Source organism: Pseudomonas sp. FW305-20, assembly GCF_058788075.1.
In genome coordinates this window covers 90,105-113,082 of sequence record NZ_JBYTAJ010000018.1, presented here as the reverse complement: position 1 = coordinate 113,082, position 22,978 = coordinate 90,105, and the positions used below count along the sequence as shown (strand labels likewise).

The following is a 22,978-nucleotide window of genomic DNA, read 5'->3' as shown; positions in this document are numbered from 1 at the left end:
AACCCAATACAAGGAAATGGCATGCGAACGTTTTTCCTGACCGTCAGCCTGCTGATAGGCATCAGCCCTCTGGGCATGGCCGCTCAGATCTACAAATGGGTCGACGCCCAGGGCGTTACCCACTTCGACGCCCAGCCGCCCCAAGGCCGGGAAGCCACCACCGTGGTCACGCCCTCCACGCCTGCCAGCAACCAGCCCCCGCCGCCACGCAGCAGCGCTATTGGTGATCAACAGGCCATCGACAAAGAAGTGAAAAAGCAGGTCGCCGAGCAGCAAGCCCAGCTAGAGGCATTCTGCGAACAGGCGCGGACGAACCTGGCTCAACTGCAGAACAATCCGCGGATACGGGAAGATGTTGAAGGCGAGATGCGCCGCCTGACCGACCAGCAGCGGCAGGATCGCATTAGCGAAGCACAGAAGCAGATTGCGGATAACTGCCAGTAGACACTTGTAGGAGCAGAGCTTGCTCGCGATGAACGATGACGCGGTGTATCTGTCACACCGCAGCACCTGCAATCGCGAGCAAGCTCGGCTCCTACAAAGGGGCGGGATTAGCGAGAGGCGGTGATCAACAGGTCGAACTCTTTGAGCAAGACCTGAAGCTGCCGATCCCTGCCTTGGACATTACGCGCGGCGAAAACCATTTCGGCCATCTCCTGAATTCCCGAAGCGTTGGGCAAGGGCAGATCCTGCTCGAGGATCATCTTCATCCGCGGCAGGAAGATCCATTGCAGCCACTGCTCGAAATCCAGCGTATCGACCGAGAACGGTTCGACACTGGAAAGCGCTTCGGCGGAGGGCGAGACCTCGTCCCACCAACCCTGGACCCGCAGCTCGCGCTCGATCAGCAGCAACTGTTCGGCAATCTTCGGAAAGCGCGCATCCATCACAGCGAAACCTTGGCCTTCTGACGGGCCAATGCTGCGCCAGCAGAATCACCCTGTTTCTCACGCGCCTGAGCGATCAATTCCCACAGGCTGGCCTGAAGTGCCGGACGACCATTGGCGAAGGTCAGGCCACGACGAGCGAACTGCTCGGCTTGTGCCGCATCGCCTTGAGCCATACGCACTTGAGCCAGACGATAAAGCACTTGCGGCTCCCGCGGCGCAACACGCTGGGCGCGCTCGAGGCTGGAAGAAGCACCGTTGAGATCACCGCTCGCCTGTTGCTGCTGAGCGGTAGTCAGCAATGCCAGAACCGGACCGTCCAGTTGTTCGTCGGCAGATAAGCCACCGGAGCTTGCCGAAGGAATCCCACTCGGCGTCGACGGCATGCTGTAGCTGCCCTGATTGATCGGTGCCGACTGGACCGGCGAGGTATCGATCGGCCCCGGGGTAATCGGGCCTGGCGTGATCGGCGCGGTGCTGATCGGTGCCGACGTCACTGCACCGCCACCCGGCACCATCACGACGACGCCGGTATCACCTTGTGGAATCGCCTGAGTCTGGGCTTGCACAGGACGTTTAGTCGTCGTCTGACGGAAACCGCCATTCGCCGATACCCGCTCACTGTTAGAAACGGCGCTTCCGGAATCCACAACCGGAATCGACCCGCGTTGTACGGAGGAGCAACCGCTGAGCAAAGCCACGGCGGTAACCGCTGGAATCAACCACTTGTTCACTTGAAACCCTCTTTGCTTAATTCATCCAGCCCTTGACCCAATCCATCACCGTTTCGCCGGAAACAGGGCTTTCGCCACCGCAAGCGGCACCGGGAGGCGGTTCGCTGCCGCGAATATACGGCATCTGTACCGCGCCTGGGCAGTTGGCATCAGAGCCTTGTCCGGTACGCGAATCGACCCAGGCCTGAACAATGTTGTCTGGCTGCGGCATGTCCAGCGGCAACGGATCGGCCTTGCGCATGAAACTGGTCCAGACCTGCAACGCACCGGTGGCGCCGGTGAACGGTGTCTTGCCGTTGTCATCGCGACCCAGCCAGACCACTGCCAGCAGGTCCTGACTGAAACCGGCAAACCAGCTGTCCCGCGAATCGTTACTGGTACCGGTCTTGCCGGCCAACGTCAGGGTTTTCGGCAGCACGTTGTAAACCGAACTGCCGGTACCTTCACGCATGACCCGCTGCATGGCGCTCTGGACCAGGTAAATGGAGGCCGGATCGAAACGCTGCTGAATCTGGAACGGATAACGCTTGAGCGGTTCACCTTCAGCAGTCAATACGCTGCGAATCCCACGCATCGGCGTGTTGAAGCCACCATTGGCCAGCGTCTGGTACATCGTCGCGACTTCGATCGGGGTCAGACCGCCAGCGCCCAGCAACATCGACGGGAACGCCGGGAATTCGCGACTCACACCGAGACGCGCCAGGGTCTTCAGGACATTCGGTACGCCCACCGCCAACCCGAGACGCGCGGTCGACAGGTTGTAGGAATGCGCCAGGCCCTGATACAGAAACACAGTGCCATGGGATCGGCGATCGTAGTTCTGCGGTTTCCAGACTTGACCGTCCGCGCCTTTGACCGAGAAGGAATCGTCCGACAGCCAACTGGTCAATGTGTACTGGCTCGGCTTCTCAAGGGCTGTCAGATAAACCGCCGGCTTGATCAAAGAGCCGATCGGTCGTACCGCATCCAGCGCACGGTTGAAACCGGCAAAACCCGCCTGACGACTGCCGATCATGGCCTGGACTTCACCTGTTTCCGGGTTGGTCACGACCATGGCCGCTTCAACCTCATCGGAACCCTTGCGCCCCGAGAGTCTCTTGAAAGTGTCGTTGACCGACGCCTCGGCTTTCATCTGCAGGATCGGGTCGAAACTGGTGAAGATCCGCAGACCTTCCTCGGTCAAGTCTTCGTCACGATAGTCTTCGCGCAGCTGGCGCTTGACCAGGTCGAGGAAGCCAGGGAATGAGCTGTCCGCCAGGCTGCCGCGCTTGGTCACGCCCAACGGCATCTTCTTCGCCGCTTCGACTTGCTCGGCAGTGGCGACGCCCTGCTCCTGCAATACGTCGAGTACCAGGTTGCGCCGCTCAAGGGCCCGCTCCGGATAACGACGAGGGTTGTAGGAAGACGGCCCTTTGACCATGCCCACCAGCAACGCCACTTGATGCAGCTTCAGTTCGGCCAACGGCTGGCTGAAGAAAAACTGGCTCGCCAGGCCAAAACCGTGCACCGCACGCTGACCGTCCTGACCGATGAACACTTCGTTGAGGTAAGCCTCAAGGATTTCCGGTTTGTCGTAATGCAGCTCAAGCAGCAGCGCCATCATGGCTTCGGTGAGTTTGCGGCTCAGGCTGCGTTCGTTGGTCAGGTAGAAGTTTTTGACCAACTGTTGAGTCAGCGTACTGCCGCCCTGACGCATGCGGCCGGAAGAACCGTTGACCCAGATCGCCCGCGCGATCGACTTCGGCGAAACGCCAAAGTGGTGATAGAAGTCGCGGTCTTCAACAGCCACCAGGGTTTCGAGCAAGTACGGCGGCACCTGATCGATCTTGATCAGAATCCGGTCTTCGAGGTTTTTCGGGTACAGGCCACCGATCAGCAGTGGCTCGAGGCGCACGACCGAAAGCTTCGAACCGTTGGTCGCCGACAGTTCGGCCACGTAATCACCGGAGAAACGCACCCGTACCGGTTGCGCTTGCTCCATGCCTTCATAGAACTGAAAACCACGGGTATTCAAATTGACGGTATTGCCGCTGACCGAGGCTGCGCCGGGGCCGTTGACCACGCTTTCCCGTCGATAACCCAAGGCATCGAGCTCAGTCAGAAAATCGTCCTTGCTGAGCTTTTGTCCGACGAACAGCTCCAGCGGGCGCGCGTACACCTTGGCCGGAATGGTCCAGCGCTTGCCGGAGAATTTCTCCTGGACAATCGCGTCGAGGTAAACCGCGAACCCGGCCAGCACCACAAGGCCGACCAGACTGAGTTTAAGGGCCCAGCCCAGCCAGGGGCGCAGGCCCTTGGAAGGTGGTTTTTTGGGGGTGCGGGGGGATCGAGTACGAGTCATGGCGGCGGATTATACGCACTTTATTCAGACTCAACAGGAGCCCTCCGAGGTTTGCGTCAGACGGACTTGCGGCCATAATGGCGACCGTGAATTTTCCCCAGACTTTGAAGGATCGCCTGTGAGCCAGTCCCTGATCGCCGCCCTGCAAAACCCGGCCCTCTACCCGCATCCCGTAGACGGGTTCCAGGTCATCGAAACCCATATTTCCTGGGTCATCCTCACCGGCCCGTTTGCTTATAAAGTGAAGAAGCCGGTGAATTTCGGCTTTCTCGACTTCACCAACCTCGACGCTCGCAAGCATTTTTGCGCGGAAGAGCTGCGTCTTAACCAGCGCCTGACCAACGATTTGTACCTCGAAGTATTGCCAATCACCGGCAGCGCCGAAGCCCCACAACTGGGCGGCGAGGGTCCGGTCGTCGATTACGCACTGAAAATGCGTCAATTCCCACAGAGCGGGTTACTCAGCACCCTACAAGCCAATGGTGAATTGACCACGGCGCACATCGACGAGATGGCCGCGCAGATTGCCCAATTCCACCTCAACGCACCGAAAGTGCCTGCCGAACACGAAGCCGGTACGCCGGACAGCGTGATGGCACCGGTACGCCAGAACTTCGAACAGATCCGCCCGTTCCTCAGCGACAAGGCCGATCTGCTGCAACTGGATGCGCTGCAAGCCTGGGCCGAAAGCAGCTTCGAACGCCTCAAGCCACTGTTCGCCCAGCGCAAGGCCGACGGTTTCATCCGCGAATGCCACGGTGACATCCACCTGGGCAACGCCACCGTGATCGACGGTAAGGTCGTGATCTTCGACTGCATCGAGTTCAACGAACCGTTCCGCTTTACCGACGTTTATGCCGACACCGGCTTCCTGGCGATGGATCTGGAAGACCGCGGCCTGAAGAGCCTGGCGCGTCGCTTCATCAGCCAATACCTGGAATTGACCGGCGATTACCAGGGCCTTGAGTTGCTGAACTTCTATAAAGCCTATCGCTCACTGGTTCGCGCCAAGGTCAGCCTGTTCAGCATGCCGGCTGAAGCCGCCCCGGTGCAGCGAGCCACCACCCTGCGCCAGTACCGCAATTACGCCAACCTGGCGGAAAGCTACAGCACCATTCCTTCGCGCTTCATGGCCATCACCCACGGTGTTTCTGCCGTCGGCAAAAGCCACGTGGCCATGCGCCTGGTGGAAGCGTTGGGCGCCATTCGCCTGCGTTCCGATGTAGAGCGCAAACGTCTGTTCGGCGAGCAAACCGTGGCAAACGACCCTCAGGCCGGCATCTATAGCGCCGACGCCACTGCCGCCACTTATACCCGACTGCATGAAATCGCCTCGGTGATCCTGCGGGCAGGCTTCCCCGTGGTAATCGATGCGACATACCTAAAACGCGACCAGCGTGACGGCGCAGCAAAAATCGCCGAAGCCACCGGCGCGCCCTTCCTGATCCTCGATTGCAATGCGCCGCAAGCGGTGATCGAGAGCTGGCTGGCCCTGCGTCAGGCAGACAAAAAGGATCCATCCGACGCCACCCTGGCGGTTATCGAAGCCCAACAGGCCACTCGTGAGGCTCTGACGCCAGAAGAGATTCTCTGCAGTAAACGCGTTCAGACCAATGAAAGCGGAACCCTGGACACAGTCGTTGCACAGATTCGCCAGCGCCTGCCGGGCCTGTAAGAAACTATTTCAGCCGTGAAGCCTTCGCCGGCTTCACGGCTGCCAAATAGTGGCACTATACTGGCGTCATAAAACCAACAGGTGATCTGACATGAGCCAGCCGAAACTTCTCGATACCCCGCTTTATGCTTTGCTGCACAAAGACGACATCACTGGCTTCAACAACGAGCGCCCGAAAGAAGGACCTGTCGACATGGTCGGTGGCGATTTCCGGGGGCTGGACCTGCGTGAACTGAACGCCGACGGCATCGACTTTACCGATGCCTATTTCCGTTCCGCCGACTTGCGCGGCATCGACTTTCGCAACGCTTCCCTGGAAGGCGCGAGCCTGGCTCACGCACAGATCTCCGGCGCCTACTTCCCGCCAGAACTGAGTGCTGACGAGATCCTGATGTCGATGAATTTCGGTACACGCCTGCGTTATCGCACCCGCTAAAAGCGACTTTTAACTGACCCGTTCGGCGCCCCCGCAACGCGCTGAACGCTGGGCATGTTTTGCCCGAAACCCTGATTCCACCGCCCTCTCTTCCTACCGCGCTCGCGGACTTTCACGCAGCTTCAAGACTTCGCTTCTTAGAAGCTTTTGCGTCGAAACCGACCAAACAATCACGCTTTTCCTACTGATGGCTACACTCCTGAGAAGCTCGCCCACGCACCGTTCGGCCGTCGCAAGGAGGCTTGATGAATGATGAACTGCAGCACCTGAAGAATCTTGGCAAGACGTCGGCGCAGTGGCTACATGCCGTGGGCATTCACAGCGCCTCGGACTTGCGTCGCCTGGGGGCGGTGGATGCTTATCGGGCCGTGCGCACGCGCGGGTTTCGGGCATCCAAGGTGTTGTTGTATGCCATCGAAGGTGCCCTGATGGATGTGCACTGGAATGACATTCCCGCCGAGCGCAAGGACGCCCTGAACAAACAGCTGGAAGCTATTTCGTCACGTCACAAGAACTGAACGGACGCAGCTGCCATGTACCTACTTGGGGAACAACCGGCTTACGCCGACGCGCTGATCAACCGACTGCAACATATTCCTGTCCGGCTGCTGGAAGGTTTGATGCCTTGCGGGCCAAGCCTGGAATTTGCGGCCGTCGATGATCTGGGCGTCCTGTTACCCGGCAATCAACTTTTTATGCTGGAAAATGGCCTGCTGCATGGATCCATCGATGATCGGGCATTGTTCTATCTGCACGAGGGCGATTTGATCGGCTTGCGTCAGGGCACCGAGCTGCCGCGTTGCCGCTTCCGCAGCGATAGCCCTTTGGCACTGATGCCGTACCTGCGATCCGAGTTTTTTCAACATATCTATGCCGACCTGGAGCGTTCGGAGTTGTTTCTTCAATACATGACCGGTCAGGCCGTTCTGCTGTCCGACGCTGTCGTCCGCCTGAAAAAGCCCGAGTTTCGAAGCACCAATGGTTTTCAGCGCGTGGCCATTGGCGAAGTATTGATCCGTCAGGGCGATGAACCGGATCAGGTGTTCGTCCTCATTGATGGCCACGCCGAAGCCTTTGTCGACGGGCACAAAGTCGGCGATATACCCAAGGACGAGATTTTTGGCGCGATGGCGGTGTTCACTGGCGAGAAGCGTAACGCCAGCGTGATCACCAGCGAAGCCAGCACTGTCATGCTGATCCCCAAAGACCAGTTTCTCAGCCTGACCCAAAGCAATCCGAAGATCGCCCACAGCCTGATCGAGAGCATGGCCCGACGTATCGACCTGCTGAACGAGCAGATCATTCAGCTGAGTTCACTAACCCCGCAGGCTGAAACCCAATGATTACGGAGGTTTCCAGCAAACAGTCAGCGCATTTCAAAGCATTCAGAAATCAGCTGTTGACATGGTAATGAGAATCGCTATGATTACCACATCCGGTCGCGAGACTGGTCGATATTTGAAAAGCCCTTGGTTCGGACTCTCAGATATCTCCTCATCAGGCTAATCACGGTTATTTGACCCGGCTCTTGCCGGGTCTTTTTTTGCCTGGAGAAAAGGTGTTCGATCACTTGCCAAATTGCTTACGCATTTGCGCACAGTAATCCTGGGGTGGCATGGCAGGCGTGTACCAGACGTAATCCGCCATCGCCGGTGTGACCTCGCTCCCCTGCTCCGCCAGCATCAACACCGCAGGCGCCTGGGGCTCCCCCAGATCAAGAACATGAACCGGCACGCCGACATCCTTGCGCGCATGGTAAGCGCCGGCAAGCAGCAGTGAAGGCGTGGGCGCTGCCAACAGGCGTTCAGCCATCCGTCGGTCACGTTGCTGCTGGACCGCCAGCATCGCCGGCATCTGCGATGTCGGCAGCAGGCCACAATGGGAGTCGCTGACTTCCTTGAGCAACGCTTCCTTGACTGAAGCGGCGTTGGAGCGCGAACCACTCAATGTCACAGGGCTGGCGTAAACGGCACGGACTTCGGGCGGGTCCAGATTGGCTGCCAGCAGCGGGTATGGCTGGGATAGCGCGAAGCGAACGATCGGCCCGTACAGATTCCACTCCCACCCCGCCTGCCAGGCCAAGGCACCGGGCAAATCCGCTGGCGGTGTCGAGGCATGACGAACGTCATCGACACGCGGCTGTTGATCCGGCGTGAGCATTTCCAGCAGCAGACTGCCTTGAGCTCGCCGCTCACCCAGCGACTGCAGTAACCACAGCTGCAATTCATGGTGATCGCGATTGTCATGTTGTTCGCCCACGATCAGCCTCGAGGGCATCTCCAACCGCTCAACCAGTTCCTCTGCTGTGAGGGTCTGACCGCTGCGCAAGTCCCGGATCTCGCCGACAACCGGTGGCGCAGTCGAAACATGCTGACAGGCACTCAGCAACAGCAAGGCCAGCATCAAAATCCCACGCATGTTTTCACTCCATTAAAAAACTCAGCGGGCGATGATCAGCGGATGCCCACGCTCCGGGTGCTGCTGCACCAGCACTTCCAGCCCGAACACGGCCTTGAGTGGCTCCGGGCGCAACACCTGCGCCGGTGTATCGAGCGCTACCGGGCGCCCGCCTTCGAGCAGTAACAGGCGATCACAATAACGCGCTGCCAGGTTCAGATCATGCAGGATCACCAGTACCGCCGCGCCTCTGTTGGCGAACTCGCGCACGGCTTGCAACGTGGTGTGCTGATGAAGCGGGTCGAGCATCGACGTTGGCTCATCGAGCAACAACGTTTGCCCTGCTTCGCCCGGCCAGAGCTGCGCCAGAACCCGCGCCAGATGCACCCGCTGACGCTCGCCACCGGACAAGGCCAGATAGCTGCGGCCACTCAGATGCCCGGCATCGGCAGCGTGCAATGCGGCGGCGACGATTTCGTCATCGCGGACCCGACCGCTTTGATGGGGCAAGCGGCCCATGCCGACCACCTCTTCTACACGAAAGGCGAAGTCCAGGGTCGACACCTGCGGCAATACCGCCAAACGCTGCGCTCGCGACGTCCCCGTCCAATCGCTCAGTTCGCGCTCATCGAGCCAGACGCTGCCCTGATGAGCCCGCAACTCGCCGCACAAGGCGCCGAGCAAAGTGCTTTTGCCAGCGCCATTCGGCCCCAGCACGCCGAGAACTTCGCCCGGCTTGAGCTCAAGCGTGATGTCCGTCAGGACAACCTTTCGGCCGCGACGGATTTGCAGATTTTGCGTTCGCAACATCAGGCACGCCCCCTGACCAATAAATACAGAAAGAACGGCGCACCGATGAAAGCCGTGACGATCCCGATCGGCAATTCCGCCGGCGCCAGGGCCAGTCTCGCCACCAGATCGGCAAATAACAAAAGACTGGCACCGGCCAATACCGACGCTGGCAACAGCACACGATGATCCGGCCCGGCCAGCAGTCGCACCAGATGCGGTACCACCAGACCCACAAACCCGATCATCCCCGCCGCGGCCACCGCAGCACCGACACCCAACGCCGTGCAAAACACCAACTCGCGCTTGAGCCGTTCGACATCGATCCCCAGGTGACCCGCCTCCGACTCACCCAGCAACAACGCATTCAAGGCCTTGGCCCGGCGCGGTAGCCACAGCGCTACGCCGGCACTGATCAGCAGTAACGGCCAGAGTCGCGAATAGCTGGCGCCATTGAGGCTGCCCAGGTTCCAGAACGTCAGGGTGCGCAGCGTCGCGTCATCCGCCAGATAAGTGAACAGCCCCACGGCGGAACCGGCCAGCGCTGTCAACGCTATACCGGCCAGGAGCATGGTCGCGACATGGGTCTGCCCGTTGCGCCGGCCCAGGCGATACACCAATGCAGTCACGCCAAGTCCGCCGAGAAACGCGCACAGCGATAACAGATACGGCCCGAAGGATTCAGGCAGACCGCCGAACACAGAACCACCGACGATCGCGATGGCCGCGCCCAATGCCGCACCGCTGGAGACGCCGACCAGCCCCGGATCGGCCAAAGGATTACGAAACAACCCCTGCATCGCCACACCGGACAATGCCAACACCCCGCCCACGGCCAGGCCCAACAAGGTTCGCGGCAAGCGAATCTGCCCGAGGATCAGCTCAGCCTGTTCCAGCCCGTCGGGGGCGATCGGTACGCCCACCAGGCGCAGGGCTGCACGCAAGGTGTCGAACAACGGCAAGCTCACCGGCCCAAGCGCCAATGACAACCAGATGGCCAGCAAACACAGCAGGATCAGGCCAGTGAACAAAGCACGGGGTTTAACCAGGATGGTCATTGGCCGGCCGTGCCGGGGTAAAAGGCGTCAGACAGTTTTTTCATCGCATCGGGTAACCGCGGCCCCAAGCCCCCGACCAACAACGTCGGATCAAGCTCCATGACTCGCCCGTCCTTGGCCGCGCGGGTCGAGGACAGGATCGGGTTCTCCTTGAACAACGCCGCACGGGCCGCATCACCGGTCAGTGCGCGATCGGCAAACACCAGCACCTCGGGATCCAGGCTGACCAGGGATTCGACAGAAAAGGGTTTATAGCCGCTATGCGTGGCCAGATTGTGCCCACCGGCCTGTTGCAGCAACCAATCGGCGGCGGTGTCCTTTCCGGCGATGAGCGGTTTGCCGCCCGCGTGACCAAGCAACAACAGCACGCCCGGCGATTTTTCTTTCACCTGTGCCTGAGTGACCCGGATCTTTTGCTGATCGAGTTGCTGTTGATAAGTCTGAAACACTTGTGAAGCCTGATCTTCAGCGCCGAGCAATTTGCCCAGACGCTGCAAATTGCCCTGCAACGTCGATAGATCCGGCTGGGCCGAAAACAGTTCGACCTGCACACCCGCGCTGCGAACCTGCGAAAGTACCGGTGGCGGTCCCGTTTCCTCGGTGCCGACCAGTATTTGCGGGCGTAAGCTCAAGATGCCCTCCGCCGACAATTGCCGCTGATACCCGATGCTTGGCAATGCCTTGAGCGATTCCGGGTACTGGCTGGTGGTGTCGACACCGACCAGTTTCGATTCACCGCCCAGCGCGCTGATCCATTCCGATAAAGCGCCCCCGGCACTGACCCAACGTTGTGGCAACTCGGCCGCTGCAACGTGATGGCTGACGAGGAGTCCGACACAGAGCGCAGCAACGCGGGTACTCAGGCGCATAAACAGCTTCCTTTAAGGGTTTTCCCGGGCATCGAGATGACAGGCCACGTATCCTTGGCGCCTGGCCTCTGCACCCGAAGGGCAAGGCGGCCATTTGATAATTGTTTGCATTTGAACGTCAAGCTCGGACATATCCAGTCACGAGCTGCCGGACTTGAGGATAGACATGAAGTTTCTTTGCGCAGGCGTTGAGCTGGCCGATGCCAGCAGTCGCGGTTTCGACATCGACGGCCAGAAGCTTTTTGCCGTGCGCCGAGGCGGCGAGGTTTACGTCTACATCAATCGCTGCCCGCACCGTGGCGTGGGGCTGGAATGGAAACCCGACCAGTTTCTCGACCCCAGCAACAGCCTGATCCAGTGCGCGACCCACGGCGCACTTTTCCTGATCGAAGACGGGGAATGCGTCGCCGGCCCTTGCGCCGGGCAATCCCTGACCACCGTCGCCTGCCGCGAAGACGAGCAAGGAATCTGGGTCAGTCTTTAGCCGTTGAGCAACACCTCCAGACGCCGATCGACCACCATTTCTTCGTGGGTCAACCGCACGCCATAAGCCAACACTTCGACTCCGCATGCCACCGCCTCCAGCAAAGCTGCGGCGTAGGCCGAATCGATTTCTTGTGCCGGACGCACGGCGTCGATGCCGGTGAGATTGACGCAATAGAGCTGCACGGCACGGATTCCATCCCGAGCCAAATGCGCCAATTCGCGCAAATGCTTGGCCCCGCGCTGGGTCACCGCATCGGGAAATGCCGCTACCAGTGAGCCGTCGAAGCCCAGGGTGACACTTTTGACTTCGACATACGCCGGCCCGCTCGGGTAATCGAGGCGGAAATCGATACGACTGCTTTCCTGACCGTAGGCCACTTCACGCTTCAGCTCAGTAAAGCCGTTGAGTTCGGTGATGACGCCGGCTCGCAATGCTTCTTCGATCAAGCCGTTGGCCCGCCCGGTGTTCACGCAAAACAAGCGCCCCTGCGGGGTTTCGCCGACTTCCCAGGTACCGGGTAACTTGCGCTTGGGGTCATTGGAACGGCTGAACCAGACCTGCCCGCCTTCGACCTGGCAATTGAGCATCGAGCCAGTGTTGGGGCAGTGAATGGTCAACAACTCGCCGCTAACGGTTTCGATATCGGCAAGAAAACGCTTGTAACGGCGAATCAAACGGCCTTCTTCGAGGGGAGGATGAAAACGCATCAGCCTTGCCAGCTCTTCAAGCCGCGCGCAATCCGCTCGACCGCTTCTTGTAGGCGCACAAGACTTTGGGTGTAGGCAAACCGCACATGATGGCCGGCCTGGTAACGCCCGAAGTCCAGACCCGGAGTAATCGCCACGTGTTCGGTTTCGAGGAAATGTCGGCAGAACGCGAAGGCATCGCCGCCGAACTTGCTGATATCGGCATACAAGTAGAACGCGCCCTCAGGCTCAACGGCGATCCCAAAGCCCAACTCTCGCAGGGCTGGCAGGAGGAAATCCCGACGACGGCCGAATTCGGCGCGACGTTCTTCCAGAATGCTGATCGTGGCCGGTTCGAAGCAGGCCAGAGCAGCGTGCTGAGCCATGCTCGGGGCGCTGATATAAAGGTTCTGCGCGAGTTTCTCCAGCTCCCCGACCGCCGCTTCCGGCGCCACCAGCCAACCGAGGCGCCATCCGGTCATGCCGAAATATTTGGAAAAACTATTCAGGACGAAGGCACTGTCATCGACTTCCAGCACGCTGGCCGCATCGGTGCCGTAGGTCAGGCCGTGATAGATCTCGTCCACCACCAGATGCCCGTGACGCGCCTTGATTGCAGCAGACAGGCCTGCCAGCTCGTCGCGGGTCAGGATCGTCCCGGTCGGATTGGCTGGCGAAGCCACCAGGGCGCCAACGCTGTCGTGGTCCCAGTGGCGGGCAATCAGGTCCGGCGTCAGCTGATAGCGCACGTCCGGGCCTACCGGGACAAGCTGCGCCGCGCCTTCCACCAACCGCAGAAAGTGCCGGTTGCACGGGTATCCCGGGTCCGCCAGCAGCCAATGCTTGCCCGGATCCACCAACAAGGCGCTGGCCAACAGCAGCGCACCGGAACCGCCGGGCGTGATGAGGATTCGCTGCGGATCGATGTTCAAACCGTAACGTTGCTGATAAAAGCCGGAAATCGCCTCACGCAGCTCGGGAATGCCGCGCGCGGCGGTGTAACGGGTCTTCCCCGCCGTCAACGCGGCCTGACCGGCCTGAATGATCGGCTCGGCAGTGGTGAAGTCGGGTTCGCCGATTTCCAGGTGGATCACGTCGTGACCCGCGGCTTGCAGTTCATTGGCCCGCGCGAGCAGCGCCATGACATGGAAAGGTTCGATCGCGCGACTGCGGGCACTGTAGGACTGAGCCATTAGCCTTCCTTCAACGGGAAAAAAACCAATTCTACCCAAGCGCAGGAACGAGCGAGAACCTAAAGCGGTCAGACCGATATAACGCTGTTCTCAAACGACTCGAGCGTGTGTCTCAGGTTTGACTAAAATCAATAATTGATCAGGTCTCCAGCGCCACCAGACAAGGCTTTGCAATCATTTGCAAGCACTGCGGGCCACTACCTCGACATCCGGGAGTAGCGCGGTCCGATTTGATCTGGTAAGTTCGCCCGCTTGCAGCCGCAGGGCCGGCAGGTGTCGGTGATGGAGCAATCCTGCGCAATGGATTACAAGAGTAGAGGCGGTCCATTTCATGCCCACCCAAGCAAAGCAGCAAAACCAGTCGATCAGCGGTTTCGAACCCTACAAAGAAGTGAAGGGCGAGGAATACATGGGCAAGCCCATGCGCGCTCACTTCACCAAGATCCTGAATAAGTGGAAACAGGACTTGATGCAGGAAGTCGACCGTACGGTTGATCACATGAAAGACGAAGCGGCCAACTTCCCGGACCCGGCAGACCGTGCCAGCCAGGAAGAAGAATTCAGCCTCGAGCTGCGTGCCCGCGACCGCGAGCGCAAGTTGATCAAAAAGATCGACAAGACGCTGCAACTGATCGAAGACGAAGAATATGGCTGGTGCGAGTCCTGCGGCGTCGAAATCGGCGTCAAGCGACTGGAAGCCCGCCCTACCGCCGACATGTGCGTTGACTGCAAGACCCTGGCGGAAATCAAGGAAAAGCAAGTCGGCAAGTAATCACGACTTGAACGAAAAACGGAGCGTGCGAACGCTCCGTTTTTGTTTCTGACATTTGCCCCAGAACTAAAATGTGGGAGCGAGCCTGCTCGCGATTGCGGTGTGTCAGTCAATGAATGTGTTGTATGTGAAACCGCTATCGCGAGCAGGCTCACTCCCACTGGGACTCGCGCACGACCAGAGATGTAACATTCGTCCATGACCGCCACGACCTCCACCCCCTATATCGGGCGCTTCGCCCCCACGCCCAGTGGCCATCTGCATTTCGGTTCGCTGGTCGCAGCGCTGGCCTCGTACCTCGACGCCCGCTCCGTGGGTGGCCGTTGGCTGATGCGCATGGAGGATCTCGATCCGCCACGGGAAGAGCCCGGCGCTCAAGCGGCGATTCTCAACGCCCTGGAAAGCTACGGGTTCGAGTGGGATGGTGAAATGGTCCGACAGAGTGACCGGCACGATGCCTACGCCGAAGTCCTCAATCGCCTGTTCAATCACGGCCTGGCGTACGCTTGTACTTGCTCGCGTAAACAATTGGAGCCGTATCACGGGATTTACCCGGGCTTTTGCCGCAACGCCGGTCATGACACTAAAGATGCGGCGATTCGCCTGCGTGTCCCCGAGCTGGAATATCACTTCATCGACCGGGTGCAAGGTGAATACCGCCAACACCTGGGCCGGGAAGTCGGAGATTTCGTGATTCGTCGCCGCGACGGCCTCTACGCCTATCAATTGGCGGTGGTGCTGGACGACGCCTGGCAAGGCGTTACCGATATCGTCCGCGGCGCCGACCTGCTCGACTCCACACCGCGCCAGCTCTACTTGCAAGAACTGCTTGGCCTGCCGGAACCACGCTACCTGCATATCCCGCTGATCACCCAGCCCGATGGCAACAAGCTCGGCAAGTCCTATCGTTCGCCGCCGTTGACCGAAGATCAGGCAACCCCCTTGTTGCTGCGTGCGTTGCGCGCGCTGGGGCACAACCCCGGTGCCGAACTGGCTTACGCCACCCCACGGGAGGTGTTGAACTGGGGCATCGCCCACTGGGATGCAGGGTTGATCCCGCGCACACTCAACCTGCCCGAAGCACAACTACAGTGATCACACTTGCAGTGGCGCGCCCATCCGTTACCATCGCCGCACGTTTTCGGGCACGTGCATAAAAAAGAGAGGCCGGGATGTACATCTATCGCTTGGTCCTGCTCCTGGTAGTGGGGATTTATCTGTTCTCCCCGGCCATCATGGATTGGTGGATCGACGCCACTGGCGCCTGGTATCGCCCTTATCTGCTCTGGCTGATTCTGATTGTCGTGACCTTCATCCTGCAGAGCCAAAAAGATGCCGATGAGCTTTAGCCTGACCCAGATGATCCTGATCAGCGCCGCCTACCTGGCGGTGCTGTTCGGCGTAGCCTGGGTCAGCGAACGGGGCATGATTCCCCGGGCGATCATTCGCCACCCGCTGACGTACACCTTGTCGCTGGGCGTCTATGCCAGTGCGTGGGCGTTTTACGGCACGGTGGGTCTGGCCTATCAATACGGCTACGGATTTTTGTCCAGTTATCTGGGCGTCTCCGGCGCGTTTCTGCTGGCACCGGTGCTTTTGTACCCGATCCTGAAAATCACTCGCACCTATCAGCTGTCGTCGCTGGCCGATCTGTTCGCCTTCCGTTTTCGCAGTACCTGGGCCGGAGCCCTGACGACGATCTTCATGCTGATCGGCGTGCTGCCGCTGCTGGCGTTGCAGATCCAGGCGGTGGCCGACTCCATCGGCATCCTCACCCGCGAGCCGGTGCAGCATCGCGTGGCCCTGAGCTTCTGCGCACTGATTACGCTGTTCACGATTTTCTTCGGCTCGCGCCACATCGCCACTCGCGAGAAACACGAAGGCCTGGTGTTTGCGATTGCTTTTGAATCGGTGATCAAGTTGATCGCCATCGGCGGCGTTGGCCTCTATGCGCTGTACGGCGTGTTCGACGGCCCGCAACAGCTGGAACTGTGGCTGCTGCAAAACCAGACCGCCCTCGCCGCTTTGCACACGCCGTTGCAGGAAGGCCCATGGCGCACGTTGCTGCTGGTGTTCTTCGCTTCGGCGATTGTGATGCCGCACATGTACCACATGACGTTTACCGAAAACCTCAACCCGCGCTCGCTGGTCAGTGCGAGCTGGGGCTTGCCGCTGTTCCTGCTGTTGATGAGCCTGGCGGTACCGCTGATTCTCTGGGCCGGGCTGAAACTCGGCGCCACCACCAACCCGGAATACTTCACGCTGGGTATCGGCATCGCCGCCAATAGCAAGGCTTTGGCGCTATTGGCTTATATCGGCGGATTGTCGGCGGCCAGCGGTTTGATCATCGTCACCACCCTGGCCCTGTCCGGGATGGCCCTGAACCATTTGGTGCTGCCGCTCTATCAGCCGCCCGCCGAAGGCAATATCTACCGCTGGCTGAAGTGGACCCGCCGGGGGCTGATCGTCGCGATCATCATGGCCGGTTACGGTTTCTACCTGATGCTGGGTGCGGAACAGGACCTGGCGAATCTCGGGATCGTCGCCTTCGTCGCCACCCTGCAGTTCCTGCCGGGCGTGCTGTCGGTACTGTACTGGCCGACCGCCAACCGCCGTGGTTTCATCGCCGGTTTGCTCGCGGGGATTCTGGTGTGGCTGGTGACCATGCTGCTGCCGCTGGTCGGCAACCTGCAAGGCTTCTACATACCGCTGCTGAACATGATCTACGTGCTCGACGACACCAGTTGGCACATGGCGGCGATCGCCTCGCTGGCGGCCAACGTGCTGATGTTCACCCTGATCTCACTGTTCACCAACGCCAGCAGCGAAGAGGCCAGCGCCGCGGAAGCCTGCGCTGTGGACAACGTGCGCCGGCCGCAACGTCGCGAATTGCACGCCGCCTCACCCCAGGAATTCGCCACACAGCTTGCCAAACCCTTGGGCGCCAAGGCAGCGCAGAAAGAAGTCGAACAGGCCCTGCGCGACCTCTATCTGCCTTTCGATGAGCGCCGGCCTTACGCCTTGCGCCGCTTGCGCGACCGCATCGAAGCCAACCTTTCCGGCCTGATGGGGCCGAGTGTGGCTCAGGACATGGTCGAAACATTCCTGCCTTACAAGGCCGGCGGCGAAAACTATGTCACCGAAGACATCCACTTCATCGAAAGTCGTCTCGAGGATTACCACTCGCGCCTGACCGGGCTTGCCGCCGAACTCGATGCCCTGCGCCGCTATCACCGCCAGACCCTGCAGGAATTGCCGATGGGCGTCTGTTCGCTGGCCAAGGATCAGGAAATCCTCATGTGGAACAAAGCCATGGAGGAACTCACCGGGATTGCCGCACAGCGTGTGGTCGGTTCGCGCCTGAGCACCATTGCCGATCCATGGAAAGAGCTGCTGCAAGGCTTCATCAATCTGCCGGACGAGCATTTGCACAAACAGCACCTGGCCCTCGACGGCCAGACGCGCTGGCTGAACCTGCACAAAGCCGCGATCGATGAACCGCTCGCACCGGGTAACAGCGGTTTGGTGTTGCTGGTAGAAGACCTGACCGAAACCCAGATGCTCGAAGACAAACTGGTGCACTCCGAGCGCCTGGCCAGCATCGGCCGACTCGCCGCCGGGGTGGCCCATGAAATCGGCAACCCGATCACGGGTATCGCCTGCCTGGCGCAGAACCTGCGCGAAGAACGTGAAGAAGACAGCGAACTGAAGGAAATCAGCGGGCAGATCCTGGAGCAGACCAAACGCGTGTCGCGCATCGTTCAGTCGCTGATGAGCTTCGCCCATGCCGGCAGTCATCAGCACAACGACGAGCCCGTCTGTCTGGCCGAAGTGGCCCAGGATGCCATCGGTTTGCTTGCCCTGAACCGGCGCAATTTCGAAGTGCAGTTCTACAACCTGTGCGATCCCGACCACTGGGTCGAAGGCGACCCGCAGCGGCTTGCACAGGTACTGATCAACCTGCTCTCAAACGCCCGCGACGCCTCGCCTCCCGGCAGTGCGGTGCGGGTCAAAAGCGAAGCCGGCGAACACACGGTCGACCTGATCGTGGAAGACGAAGGCAGCGGTATTCCGCAGAACATCATGGATAGATTGTTCGAACCTTTCTTCACCACCAAGGATCCTGGCGAAGGCACCGGTCTGGGCCTTGCACTGGTCTATTCCATCGTTGAAGAGCATTATGGACAAATCACCATCGACAGCCCGGCTGATGTTCAAAGCCAACGCGGCACCCGTATCCGGGTAACTTTGCCGCGTCATGTCGAAGCGACGTCCGCTGTGAACTGAGACCGTCGAGAGTATCGAATCAATGCCGCACATTTTGATCGTCGAAGACGAAACAATTATCCGCTCCGCCTTGCGCCGTCTGCTGGAACGTAACCAGTACCAGGTCAGCGAAGCCGGATCCGTGCAGGAAGCACAAGAGCGTTTCAGCATCCCCACATTTGACCTGATCGTCAGCGACCTGCGCCTGCCAGGCGCGCCTGGCACCGAGTTGATCAAACTCGGCCAGGGCACTCCGGTGCTGATCATGACCAGCTACGCCAGCCTGCGTTCGGCCGTTGATTCGATGAAGATGGGCGCGGTGGATTACATCGCCAAGCCTTTCGATCACGATGAAATGCTGCAAGCCGTCGCGCGCATCCTGCGTGACCGTCAAGCGGTGCAAGCCAGCGGTGAACCGGTCGTCGGCAAAGCCGGCAATGGCGCCACGAAACCGGGCGCCAGCAACAACAACGGCGAAATCGGCATCATCGGCTCCTGCCCGCCGATGCAGGATCTGTACAGCAAGATCCGCAAAGTCGCGCCAACCGATTCCAATGTCCTGATCCAGGGCGAATCCGGCACCGGTAAAGAACTGGTGGCGCGTGCCCTGCACAACCTGTCCAAACGCGCCAAGGCGCCGATGATTTCGGTGAACTGCGCAGCCATCCCGGAAAGCCTCATCGAGTCCGAACTGTTCGGCCACGAAAAAGGCGCGTTCACTGGCGCCAGCGCCGGGCGTGCCGGCCTGGTAGAAGCGGCCGACGGCGGCACCTTGTTCCTCGACGAAATCGGCGAACTGCCACTGGAAGCCCAGGCCCGCCTGCTGCGCGTGCTGCAGGAAGGTGAAATTCGGCGTGTGGGTTCGGTGCAGTCCCAGAAAGTCGATGTGCGCCTGATCGCCGCGACCCACCGGGACCTCAAGAGCCTGGCGAAGATCGGCCAGTTCCGTGAAGACTTGTACTACCGCCTTCACGTGATCGCCCTGAAACTGCCGGCGCTGCGCGAGCGTGGCGCCGACGTCAACGAAATTGCCACCGCCTTCCTGGCGCGACAGAGCGCGCGAGTCAACCGCACCGACCTGAAGTTCGCCCCGGATGCCGAGCAAGCCATTCGTCACTACTCCTGGCCGGGTAACGTTCGGGAACTGGAAAACGCCGTAGAACGTGCGGTCATCCTGTGCGAGAGCCCGGAGATTTCCGCCGAGCTGCTGGGGATCGATATCGAACTGAGCGATCTGGACGATGACGACTTCATCGGCCTGCCCCCACAACAGGGCAGCGCCGCCGGTAACAACAGCCATGAGCCGACCGAAGACCTGTCACTGGAAGATTACTTCCAGCACTTCGTTCTCGAGCATCAGGACCACATGACCGAGACCGAGTTGGCACGCAAACTCGGTGTCAGTCGTAAATGCCTGTGGGAACGCCGCCAGCGTCTGGGCATTCCGCGGCGCAAGACCGGGGTGGCCAGCGAGAGCTGAACGTCACCTGTCTGATGTGCGGGTAACACGTGACAAGGTGAAAAAACTGTTACCTCACCTTTTTCACGTAACAGAAGCCGGGGCTTACGGTAACGAAGCCCCGGTTTTTTTTGGCCTCTGAAAACCTCATCACCCGGCCTAACCCCTTGTTTTACTGGGCTTCGTAAAAGTTGGCACGCACCCTGCTATATGTTTGGTACAAGAACAATAACAAGCAATGCACAAGACAATAAAAATAAGACGTATCGACTCACGCACAATAAAAACAAGACGGCGAGAGGCGTAGCTAACTGATTCTTTTGGAGAGGCGTTGTATTTGGGGCTTGCCCCACGACCAGGCCGAGAACAACAAAAACTGTCACAAGACAGAGCCTGAACTGGTTGGATCGCAAGATCACTGCAACACAGCGACCAAAGCAATCCGTTTGCTCTTGGCTCCCGATTGGGAGGGTCATGAAGGAAAAACTTCATGGCGAGGGCACTTAACAAAAACAAAAAGCCCGAATCAAAAATAAAAATAGAGCATGCAACTACTTTCTTGGGGAGCTTCGGCTCCCCTTGTAGTTTCTGCGATTCGGCATTCACGCCCCTGTAGCAGCTGCCGAGCAGCGCGAGGCTGCGTTCGACTGCGGAGCAGTCGCAATACAGGCAACCGATTTCTTCTGACACTCCCCAATCTCTGGTTTGACGACTGCTTCGCAGTCGAACGCAGCCTCGCGCTGCTCGACAGCTGCTACAGTCCCAGGCGTACCAGCCCCTGCTTCAAGCGCTTGCGCAGCTTCCTACACCATCCCCCGACTAAATGCTAGAATCCCCGCCCATCATGCGGTCATTCTTCGTTTTGGCCGAACATTCCTTCAAACAGTGCATCCCATGCTGAAGAAGCTGTTCCAGTCATTCCGTTCTCCCAAGCGTCATACGCAACACATTCGCAGTACGCCTGAAGTGCTCAACAGCGGCCAACATTCGCTGCAAAAGGCCCAATTCAGTCGCTACGCGGTGAACATTGTCGAACGCCTGCAGAACGCCGGTTATCAGGCTTACCTGGTCGGCGGCTGCGTGCGTGACATGCTGCTCGGCATCACGCCAAAAGACTTCGACGTCGCCACCAGTGCCACACCTGAACAGGTGCGGGCCGAATTCCGCAACGCGCGGATCATCGGTCGCCGCTTCAAGCTGGTGCACATTCACTTTGGCCGCGAAATCATTGAAGTCGCGACCTTCCGCGCCAATCACCCGCAAAACGATGAAGAGGAAGACAGCAACCAGTCTTCCCGCAACGAGAGCGGGCGCATCCTGCGCGATAACGTCTATGGCACGCTGGAAGAAGACGCGCAACGCCGCGACTTCACCATCAACGCCTTGTATTACGATCCGGTCAGCGAGCGCATCCTCGATTACGCCAACGGCGTACACGACATCCGCAATCACCTGATCCGCCTGATCGGCGACCCGAAGCAACGCTACCAGGAAGATCCGGTACGGATGCTGCGAGCCGTGCGTTTCGCCGCCAAGCTGAATTTCGGCATCGAAAAACACAGCGCCGTGCCAATCCGTGAGCTGGCGCCGATGCTGCGCGAGATCCCATCGGCCCGCCTGTTCGAAGAAGTACTCAAGCTGTTCCTCTCCGGCCATGCCGCGGACACCTTCGAGATGCTGGTCGACCTGCAGCTATTCGATCCACTGTTCCCGGCCAGTGCCGAGGCGCTGGAATACAACCCGACCTACACCCACACGCTGATCAGCGATGCGTTGATCAACACCGACCTGCGGATCAAGCAGAACAAACCGGTGACCCCGGCGTTCCTGTTTGCTGCGCTGCTGTGGCCTGCCCTTCCTGCTCGCGTACTGCGCCTGCAAGAACGTGGCATGCCGCCGATTCCTGCGATGCAGGAAGCCGCCCATGAACTGATTGCCGAACAGTGCCAGCGCATCGCGATTCCGAAGCGCTTCACCATGCCGATCCGCGAGATCTGGGACATGCAAGAGCGTCTGCCACGCCGCAGCGGCAAGCGTGCCGACCTGTTGCTGGACAACCCGCGGTTCCGTGCCGGTTACGACTTCCTGCTGCTGCGCGAAAGCGCCGGCGAGCAGACCGACGGCCTGGGCGAATGGTGGACGGATTATCAGGACGCCAATGACAGCGAACGTCGCGACATGATCCGCGACCTCAGCGGCAAGGATGACGGCACCGGCGCCCCACGCAAGCGTCGCCGCAGCGGTGGCGCCAAGCGCAAACGCACCGTCGGCGCACCGAGCGCTACGGGCGAGTAATCCATGGAACGCATCTACATCGGCATGGGCAGCAATCTGGCTGACCCCGCCGAACAATTGCGCAGCGCGGTCGAGGCGCTGGCGCAGTTGCCGCAGACCGAACTGATCGGGGTTTCCGGGTTTTATCAGAGCGACTCCCTGCTACCCGGCCAACCGCGTTACACCAACGCGGTTGCCGCCCTCGACAGCACGCTCGCGCCGCTGGAACTGCTTGATGCGCTGCAAGCCATCGAAAACGGACAGGGCCGCGAGCGCCTTGAACGTTGGGGGCCACGTACGCTGGATCTCGACATCGTACTGTTCGGTGATCGGCTGATCGACGAACCTCGCCTCAAGGTGCCTCACTACCATATGCAGGAACGCGCTTTCGTTCTCTATCCGCTGGCCGAACTGGCGCCTGCGGATTTGCGTCTGGCTGATGGCCGCAACCTCAGTGAACTGCTCGCTGCCTGCCCGTTCGTCGGCCTGGAACGCCTCTCTCCGAATTAATGCGAATCCCCTGTGGGAGTGAGCCTGCTCGCGATAGCGACTTAACATTCACCGAAGATGTTGACTGTCAGGACGCCATCGCGAGCAGGCTCGCTCCCACATTGGTTTTGTGTCGAACACAAGATCTGGAGTTGCTGAATCGCAT

General features: G+C 59.8%; 22 protein-coding genes. 13 read left to right on the top strand and 9 right to left on the bottom strand.

Features of this window, described 5'->3' with window-relative positions:
* The first annotated feature begins 21 nt into the window (after positions 1-21).
* Complete coding sequence (locus tag AC3WP4_RS17215) at positions 22-444, top strand: DUF4124 domain-containing protein (protein WP_102616498.1); 423 nt, start codon at positions 22-24, stop codon at positions 442-444.
* 107 nt (positions 445-551) lie between these two features.
* On the opposite strand, the gene AC3WP4_RS17210 is transcribed toward AC3WP4_RS17215, so the two are convergent.
* The 3 genes from AC3WP4_RS17210 to mrcB are packed head-to-tail and all read right to left on the bottom strand — an operon-like array spanning position 552 to position 3,962.
* Positions 552-887, bottom strand: a complete 336-nt coding sequence (locus AC3WP4_RS17210) for a YqcC family protein (protein ID WP_074870920.1) — start codon at positions 885-887, stop codon at positions 552-554.
* The gene (locus tag AC3WP4_RS17205) at positions 887-1,621 is read right to left on the bottom strand and encodes a tetratricopeptide repeat protein (RefSeq protein ID WP_074870921.1); all 735 of its coding nucleotides are present in this window, start codon (positions 1,619-1,621) and stop codon (positions 887-889) included. The genes AC3WP4_RS17210 and AC3WP4_RS17205 overlap by 1 nt, the downstream gene beginning before the upstream one ends.
* Before the next feature lie 16 nt (positions 1,622-1,637).
* Positions 1,638-3,962 (bottom strand): penicillin-binding protein 1B, encoded by a 2,325-nt coding sequence (gene mrcB, locus AC3WP4_RS17200; RefSeq protein WP_074870922.1) that lies wholly within the window; start codon positions 3,960-3,962, stop codon positions 1,638-1,640.
* A 118-nt stretch (positions 3,963-4,080) separates the two neighbouring features.
* Here mrcB and AC3WP4_RS17195 point away from each other — a divergent pair, with 118 nt between their 5' ends.
* The 4 genes from AC3WP4_RS17195 to AC3WP4_RS17180 all read left to right on the top strand — a co-directional run bounded on the left by AC3WP4_RS17195 (position 4,081) and on the right by AC3WP4_RS17180 (position 7,416).
* Positions 4,081-5,637, top strand: coding sequence for a bifunctional aminoglycoside phosphotransferase/ATP-binding protein (locus AC3WP4_RS17195; protein ID WP_102616499.1), 1,557 nt, complete (start codon positions 4,081-4,083; stop codon positions 5,635-5,637).
* A 91-nt stretch (positions 5,638-5,728) separates the two neighbouring features.
* On the top strand, positions 5,729-6,073 hold the full coding sequence (locus AC3WP4_RS17190) for a pentapeptide repeat-containing protein (protein ID WP_074870926.1): 345 nt from the start codon (positions 5,729-5,731) through the stop codon (positions 6,071-6,073).
* A gap of 245 nt (positions 6,074-6,318) precedes the next feature.
* The gene (locus tag AC3WP4_RS17185) at positions 6,319-6,591 is read left to right on the top strand and encodes a TfoX/Sxy family protein (protein WP_003228231.1); all 273 of its coding nucleotides are present in this window, start codon (positions 6,319-6,321) and stop codon (positions 6,589-6,591) included.
* Positions 6,592-6,606: 15 nt separating this feature from the next.
* Positions 6,607-7,416 carry a Crp/Fnr family transcriptional regulator gene (locus AC3WP4_RS17180; RefSeq protein WP_102616500.1) on the top strand — a complete coding sequence of 270 codons (810 nt, stop codon included), beginning with the start codon at positions 6,607-6,609 and terminating at the stop codon, positions 7,414-7,416.
* Between the two features lie 223 nt (positions 7,417-7,639).
* On the opposite strand, the gene AC3WP4_RS17175 is transcribed toward AC3WP4_RS17180, so the two are convergent.
* Genes AC3WP4_RS17175 through AC3WP4_RS17160 form a run of 4 tightly spaced genes read right to left on the bottom strand, consistent with a single transcriptional unit; the run spans position 7,640 to position 11,186 of the window.
* Positions 7,640-8,491: a ChaN family lipoprotein gene (locus AC3WP4_RS17175; RefSeq protein ID WP_102616501.1), complete on the bottom strand. Its 852-nt coding sequence runs from the start codon at positions 8,489-8,491 to the stop codon at positions 7,640-7,642.
* 21 nt (positions 8,492-8,512) lie between these two features.
* Positions 8,513-9,280, bottom strand: a complete 768-nt coding sequence (locus tag AC3WP4_RS17170) for a heme ABC transporter ATP-binding protein (RefSeq protein ID WP_102616502.1) — start codon at positions 9,278-9,280, stop codon at positions 8,513-8,515.
* On the bottom strand, positions 9,280-10,263 hold the full coding sequence (locus AC3WP4_RS17165) for a FecCD family ABC transporter permease (protein ID WP_173860491.1): 984 nt from the start codon (positions 10,261-10,263) through the stop codon (positions 9,280-9,282). Before AC3WP4_RS17165 ends, AC3WP4_RS17170 begins: the two co-directional genes overlap by 1 nt.
* 50 nt (positions 10,264-10,313) lie before the next feature.
* Positions 10,314-11,186: a heme/hemin ABC transporter substrate-binding protein gene (locus tag AC3WP4_RS17160; RefSeq protein WP_102616503.1), complete on the bottom strand. Its 873-nt coding sequence runs from the start codon at positions 11,184-11,186 to the stop codon at positions 10,314-10,316.
* A 166-nt stretch (positions 11,187-11,352) separates the two neighbouring features.
* Between AC3WP4_RS17160 and AC3WP4_RS17155 the strand changes: the two genes are divergently transcribed.
* Positions 11,353-11,670, top strand: coding sequence for a Rieske (2Fe-2S) protein (locus AC3WP4_RS17155; RefSeq protein ID WP_102616504.1), 318 nt, complete (start codon positions 11,353-11,355; stop codon positions 11,668-11,670).
* On the opposite strand, the gene sfsA is transcribed toward AC3WP4_RS17155, so the two are convergent.
* Together sfsA and AC3WP4_RS17145 are read right to left on the bottom strand one after the other, a co-directional pair.
* Positions 11,667-12,380: a DNA/RNA nuclease SfsA gene (gene sfsA / locus AC3WP4_RS17150; RefSeq protein WP_074870936.1), complete on the bottom strand. Its 714-nt coding sequence runs from the start codon at positions 12,378-12,380 to the stop codon at positions 11,667-11,669. The genes AC3WP4_RS17155 and sfsA overlap by 4 nt on opposite strands.
* Positions 12,380-13,552, bottom strand: a complete 1,173-nt coding sequence (locus AC3WP4_RS17145) for a pyridoxal phosphate-dependent aminotransferase (RefSeq protein WP_074870938.1) — start codon at positions 13,550-13,552, stop codon at positions 12,380-12,382. Before AC3WP4_RS17145 ends, sfsA begins: the two co-directional genes overlap by 1 nt.
* A gap of 331 nt (positions 13,553-13,883) precedes the next feature.
* Here AC3WP4_RS17145 and dksA point away from each other — a divergent pair, with 331 nt between their 5' ends.
* From dksA to folK, 7 genes are all read left to right on the top strand, one after another.
* Complete coding sequence (dksA, locus tag AC3WP4_RS17140; RefSeq protein WP_007902025.1) at positions 13,884-14,324, top strand: RNA polymerase-binding protein DksA; 441 nt, start codon at positions 13,884-13,886, stop codon at positions 14,322-14,324.
* 198 nt (positions 14,325-14,522) lie between these two features.
* Positions 14,523-15,419 carry a tRNA glutamyl-Q(34) synthetase GluQRS gene (gene gluQRS, locus AC3WP4_RS17135; protein WP_102616505.1) on the top strand — a complete coding sequence of 299 codons (897 nt, stop codon included), beginning with the start codon at positions 14,523-14,525 and terminating at the stop codon, positions 15,417-15,419.
* A 77-nt stretch (positions 15,420-15,496) separates the two neighbouring features.
* Positions 15,497-15,673 (top strand): hypothetical protein, encoded by a 177-nt coding sequence (locus AC3WP4_RS17130; protein WP_003176118.1) that lies wholly within the window; start codon positions 15,497-15,499, stop codon positions 15,671-15,673.
* Positions 15,657-18,611: a sensor histidine kinase gene (locus tag AC3WP4_RS17125; RefSeq protein ID WP_162493952.1), complete on the top strand. Its 2,955-nt coding sequence runs from the start codon at positions 15,657-15,659 to the stop codon at positions 18,609-18,611. The genes AC3WP4_RS17130 and AC3WP4_RS17125 overlap by 17 nt, the downstream gene beginning before the upstream one ends.
* Positions 18,612-18,633: 22 nt before the next feature.
* Positions 18,634-20,070 carry a sigma-54-dependent transcriptional regulator gene (locus AC3WP4_RS17120; protein WP_102616506.1) on the top strand — a complete coding sequence of 479 codons (1,437 nt, stop codon included), beginning with the start codon at positions 18,634-18,636 and terminating at the stop codon, positions 20,068-20,070.
* A gap of 873 nt (positions 20,071-20,943) precedes the next feature.
* On the top strand, positions 20,944-22,344 hold the full coding sequence (locus AC3WP4_RS17115) for a polynucleotide adenylyltransferase PcnB (RefSeq protein ID WP_074870944.1): 1,401 nt from the start codon (positions 20,944-20,946) through the stop codon (positions 22,342-22,344).
* Between the two features lie 3 nt (positions 22,345-22,347).
* Positions 22,348-22,833: a 2-amino-4-hydroxy-6-hydroxymethyldihydropteridine diphosphokinase gene (folK, locus tag AC3WP4_RS17110; protein WP_102616507.1), complete on the top strand. Its 486-nt coding sequence runs from the start codon at positions 22,348-22,350 to the stop codon at positions 22,831-22,833.
* The last annotated feature ends 145 nt before the right edge of the window (positions 22,834-22,978 follow it).

Bases quoted from the DNA above. Each gene is read 5' to 3' on its own strand.
- AC3WP4_RS17120 (WP_102616506.1), top strand. From the start codon at position 18,634: ATGCCGCACATTTTGATCGTCGAAGACGAAACAATTATCCGCTCCGCC.
- mrcB (WP_074870922.1), bottom strand. From the start codon at position 3,962: ATGACTCGTACTCGATCCCCCCGCACCCCCAAAAAACCACCTTCCAAG.
- AC3WP4_RS17155 (WP_102616504.1), top strand. From the start codon at position 11,353: ATGAAGTTTCTTTGCGCAGGCGTTGAGCTGGCCGATGCCAGCAGTCGC.
- gluQRS (WP_102616505.1), top strand. From the start codon at position 14,523: ATGACCGCCACGACCTCCACCCCCTATATCGGGCGCTTCGCCCCCACG.
- AC3WP4_RS17125 (WP_162493952.1), top strand. From the start codon at position 15,657: ATGCCGATGAGCTTTAGCCTGACCCAGATGATCCTGATCAGCGCCGCC.
- AC3WP4_RS17180 (WP_102616500.1), top strand. From the start codon at position 6,607: ATGTACCTACTTGGGGAACAACCGGCTTACGCCGACGCGCTGATCAAC.
- AC3WP4_RS17115 (WP_074870944.1), top strand. From the start codon at position 20,944: ATGCTGAAGAAGCTGTTCCAGTCATTCCGTTCTCCCAAGCGTCATACG.
- AC3WP4_RS17210 (WP_074870920.1), bottom strand. From the start codon at position 887: ATGGATGCGCGCTTTCCGAAGATTGCCGAACAGTTGCTGCTGATCGAG.
- folK (WP_102616507.1), top strand. From the start codon at position 22,348: ATGGAACGCATCTACATCGGCATGGGCAGCAATCTGGCTGACCCCGCC.
- dksA (WP_007902025.1), top strand. From the start codon at position 13,884: ATGCCCACCCAAGCAAAGCAGCAAAACCAGTCGATCAGCGGTTTCGAA.
- AC3WP4_RS17185 (WP_003228231.1), top strand. From the start codon at position 6,319: ATGAATGATGAACTGCAGCACCTGAAGAATCTTGGCAAGACGTCGGCG.
- sfsA (WP_074870936.1), bottom strand. From the start codon at position 12,380: ATGCGTTTTCATCCTCCCCTCGAAGAAGGCCGTTTGATTCGCCGTTAC.
- AC3WP4_RS17130 (WP_003176118.1), top strand. From the start codon at position 15,497: ATGTACATCTATCGCTTGGTCCTGCTCCTGGTAGTGGGGATTTATCTG.
- AC3WP4_RS17170 (WP_102616502.1), bottom strand. From the start codon at position 9,280: ATGTTGCGAACGCAAAATCTGCAAATCCGTCGCGGCCGAAAGGTTGTC.
- AC3WP4_RS17175 (WP_102616501.1), bottom strand. From the start codon at position 8,491: ATGCGTGGGATTTTGATGCTGGCCTTGCTGTTGCTGAGTGCCTGTCAG.
- AC3WP4_RS17145 (WP_074870938.1), bottom strand. From the start codon at position 13,552: ATGGCTCAGTCCTACAGTGCCCGCAGTCGCGCGATCGAACCTTTCCAT.
- AC3WP4_RS17190 (WP_074870926.1), top strand. From the start codon at position 5,729: ATGAGCCAGCCGAAACTTCTCGATACCCCGCTTTATGCTTTGCTGCAC.
- AC3WP4_RS17215 (WP_102616498.1), top strand. From the start codon at position 22: ATGCGAACGTTTTTCCTGACCGTCAGCCTGCTGATAGGCATCAGCCCT.
- AC3WP4_RS17160 (WP_102616503.1), bottom strand. From the start codon at position 11,186: ATGCGCCTGAGTACCCGCGTTGCTGCGCTCTGTGTCGGACTCCTCGTC.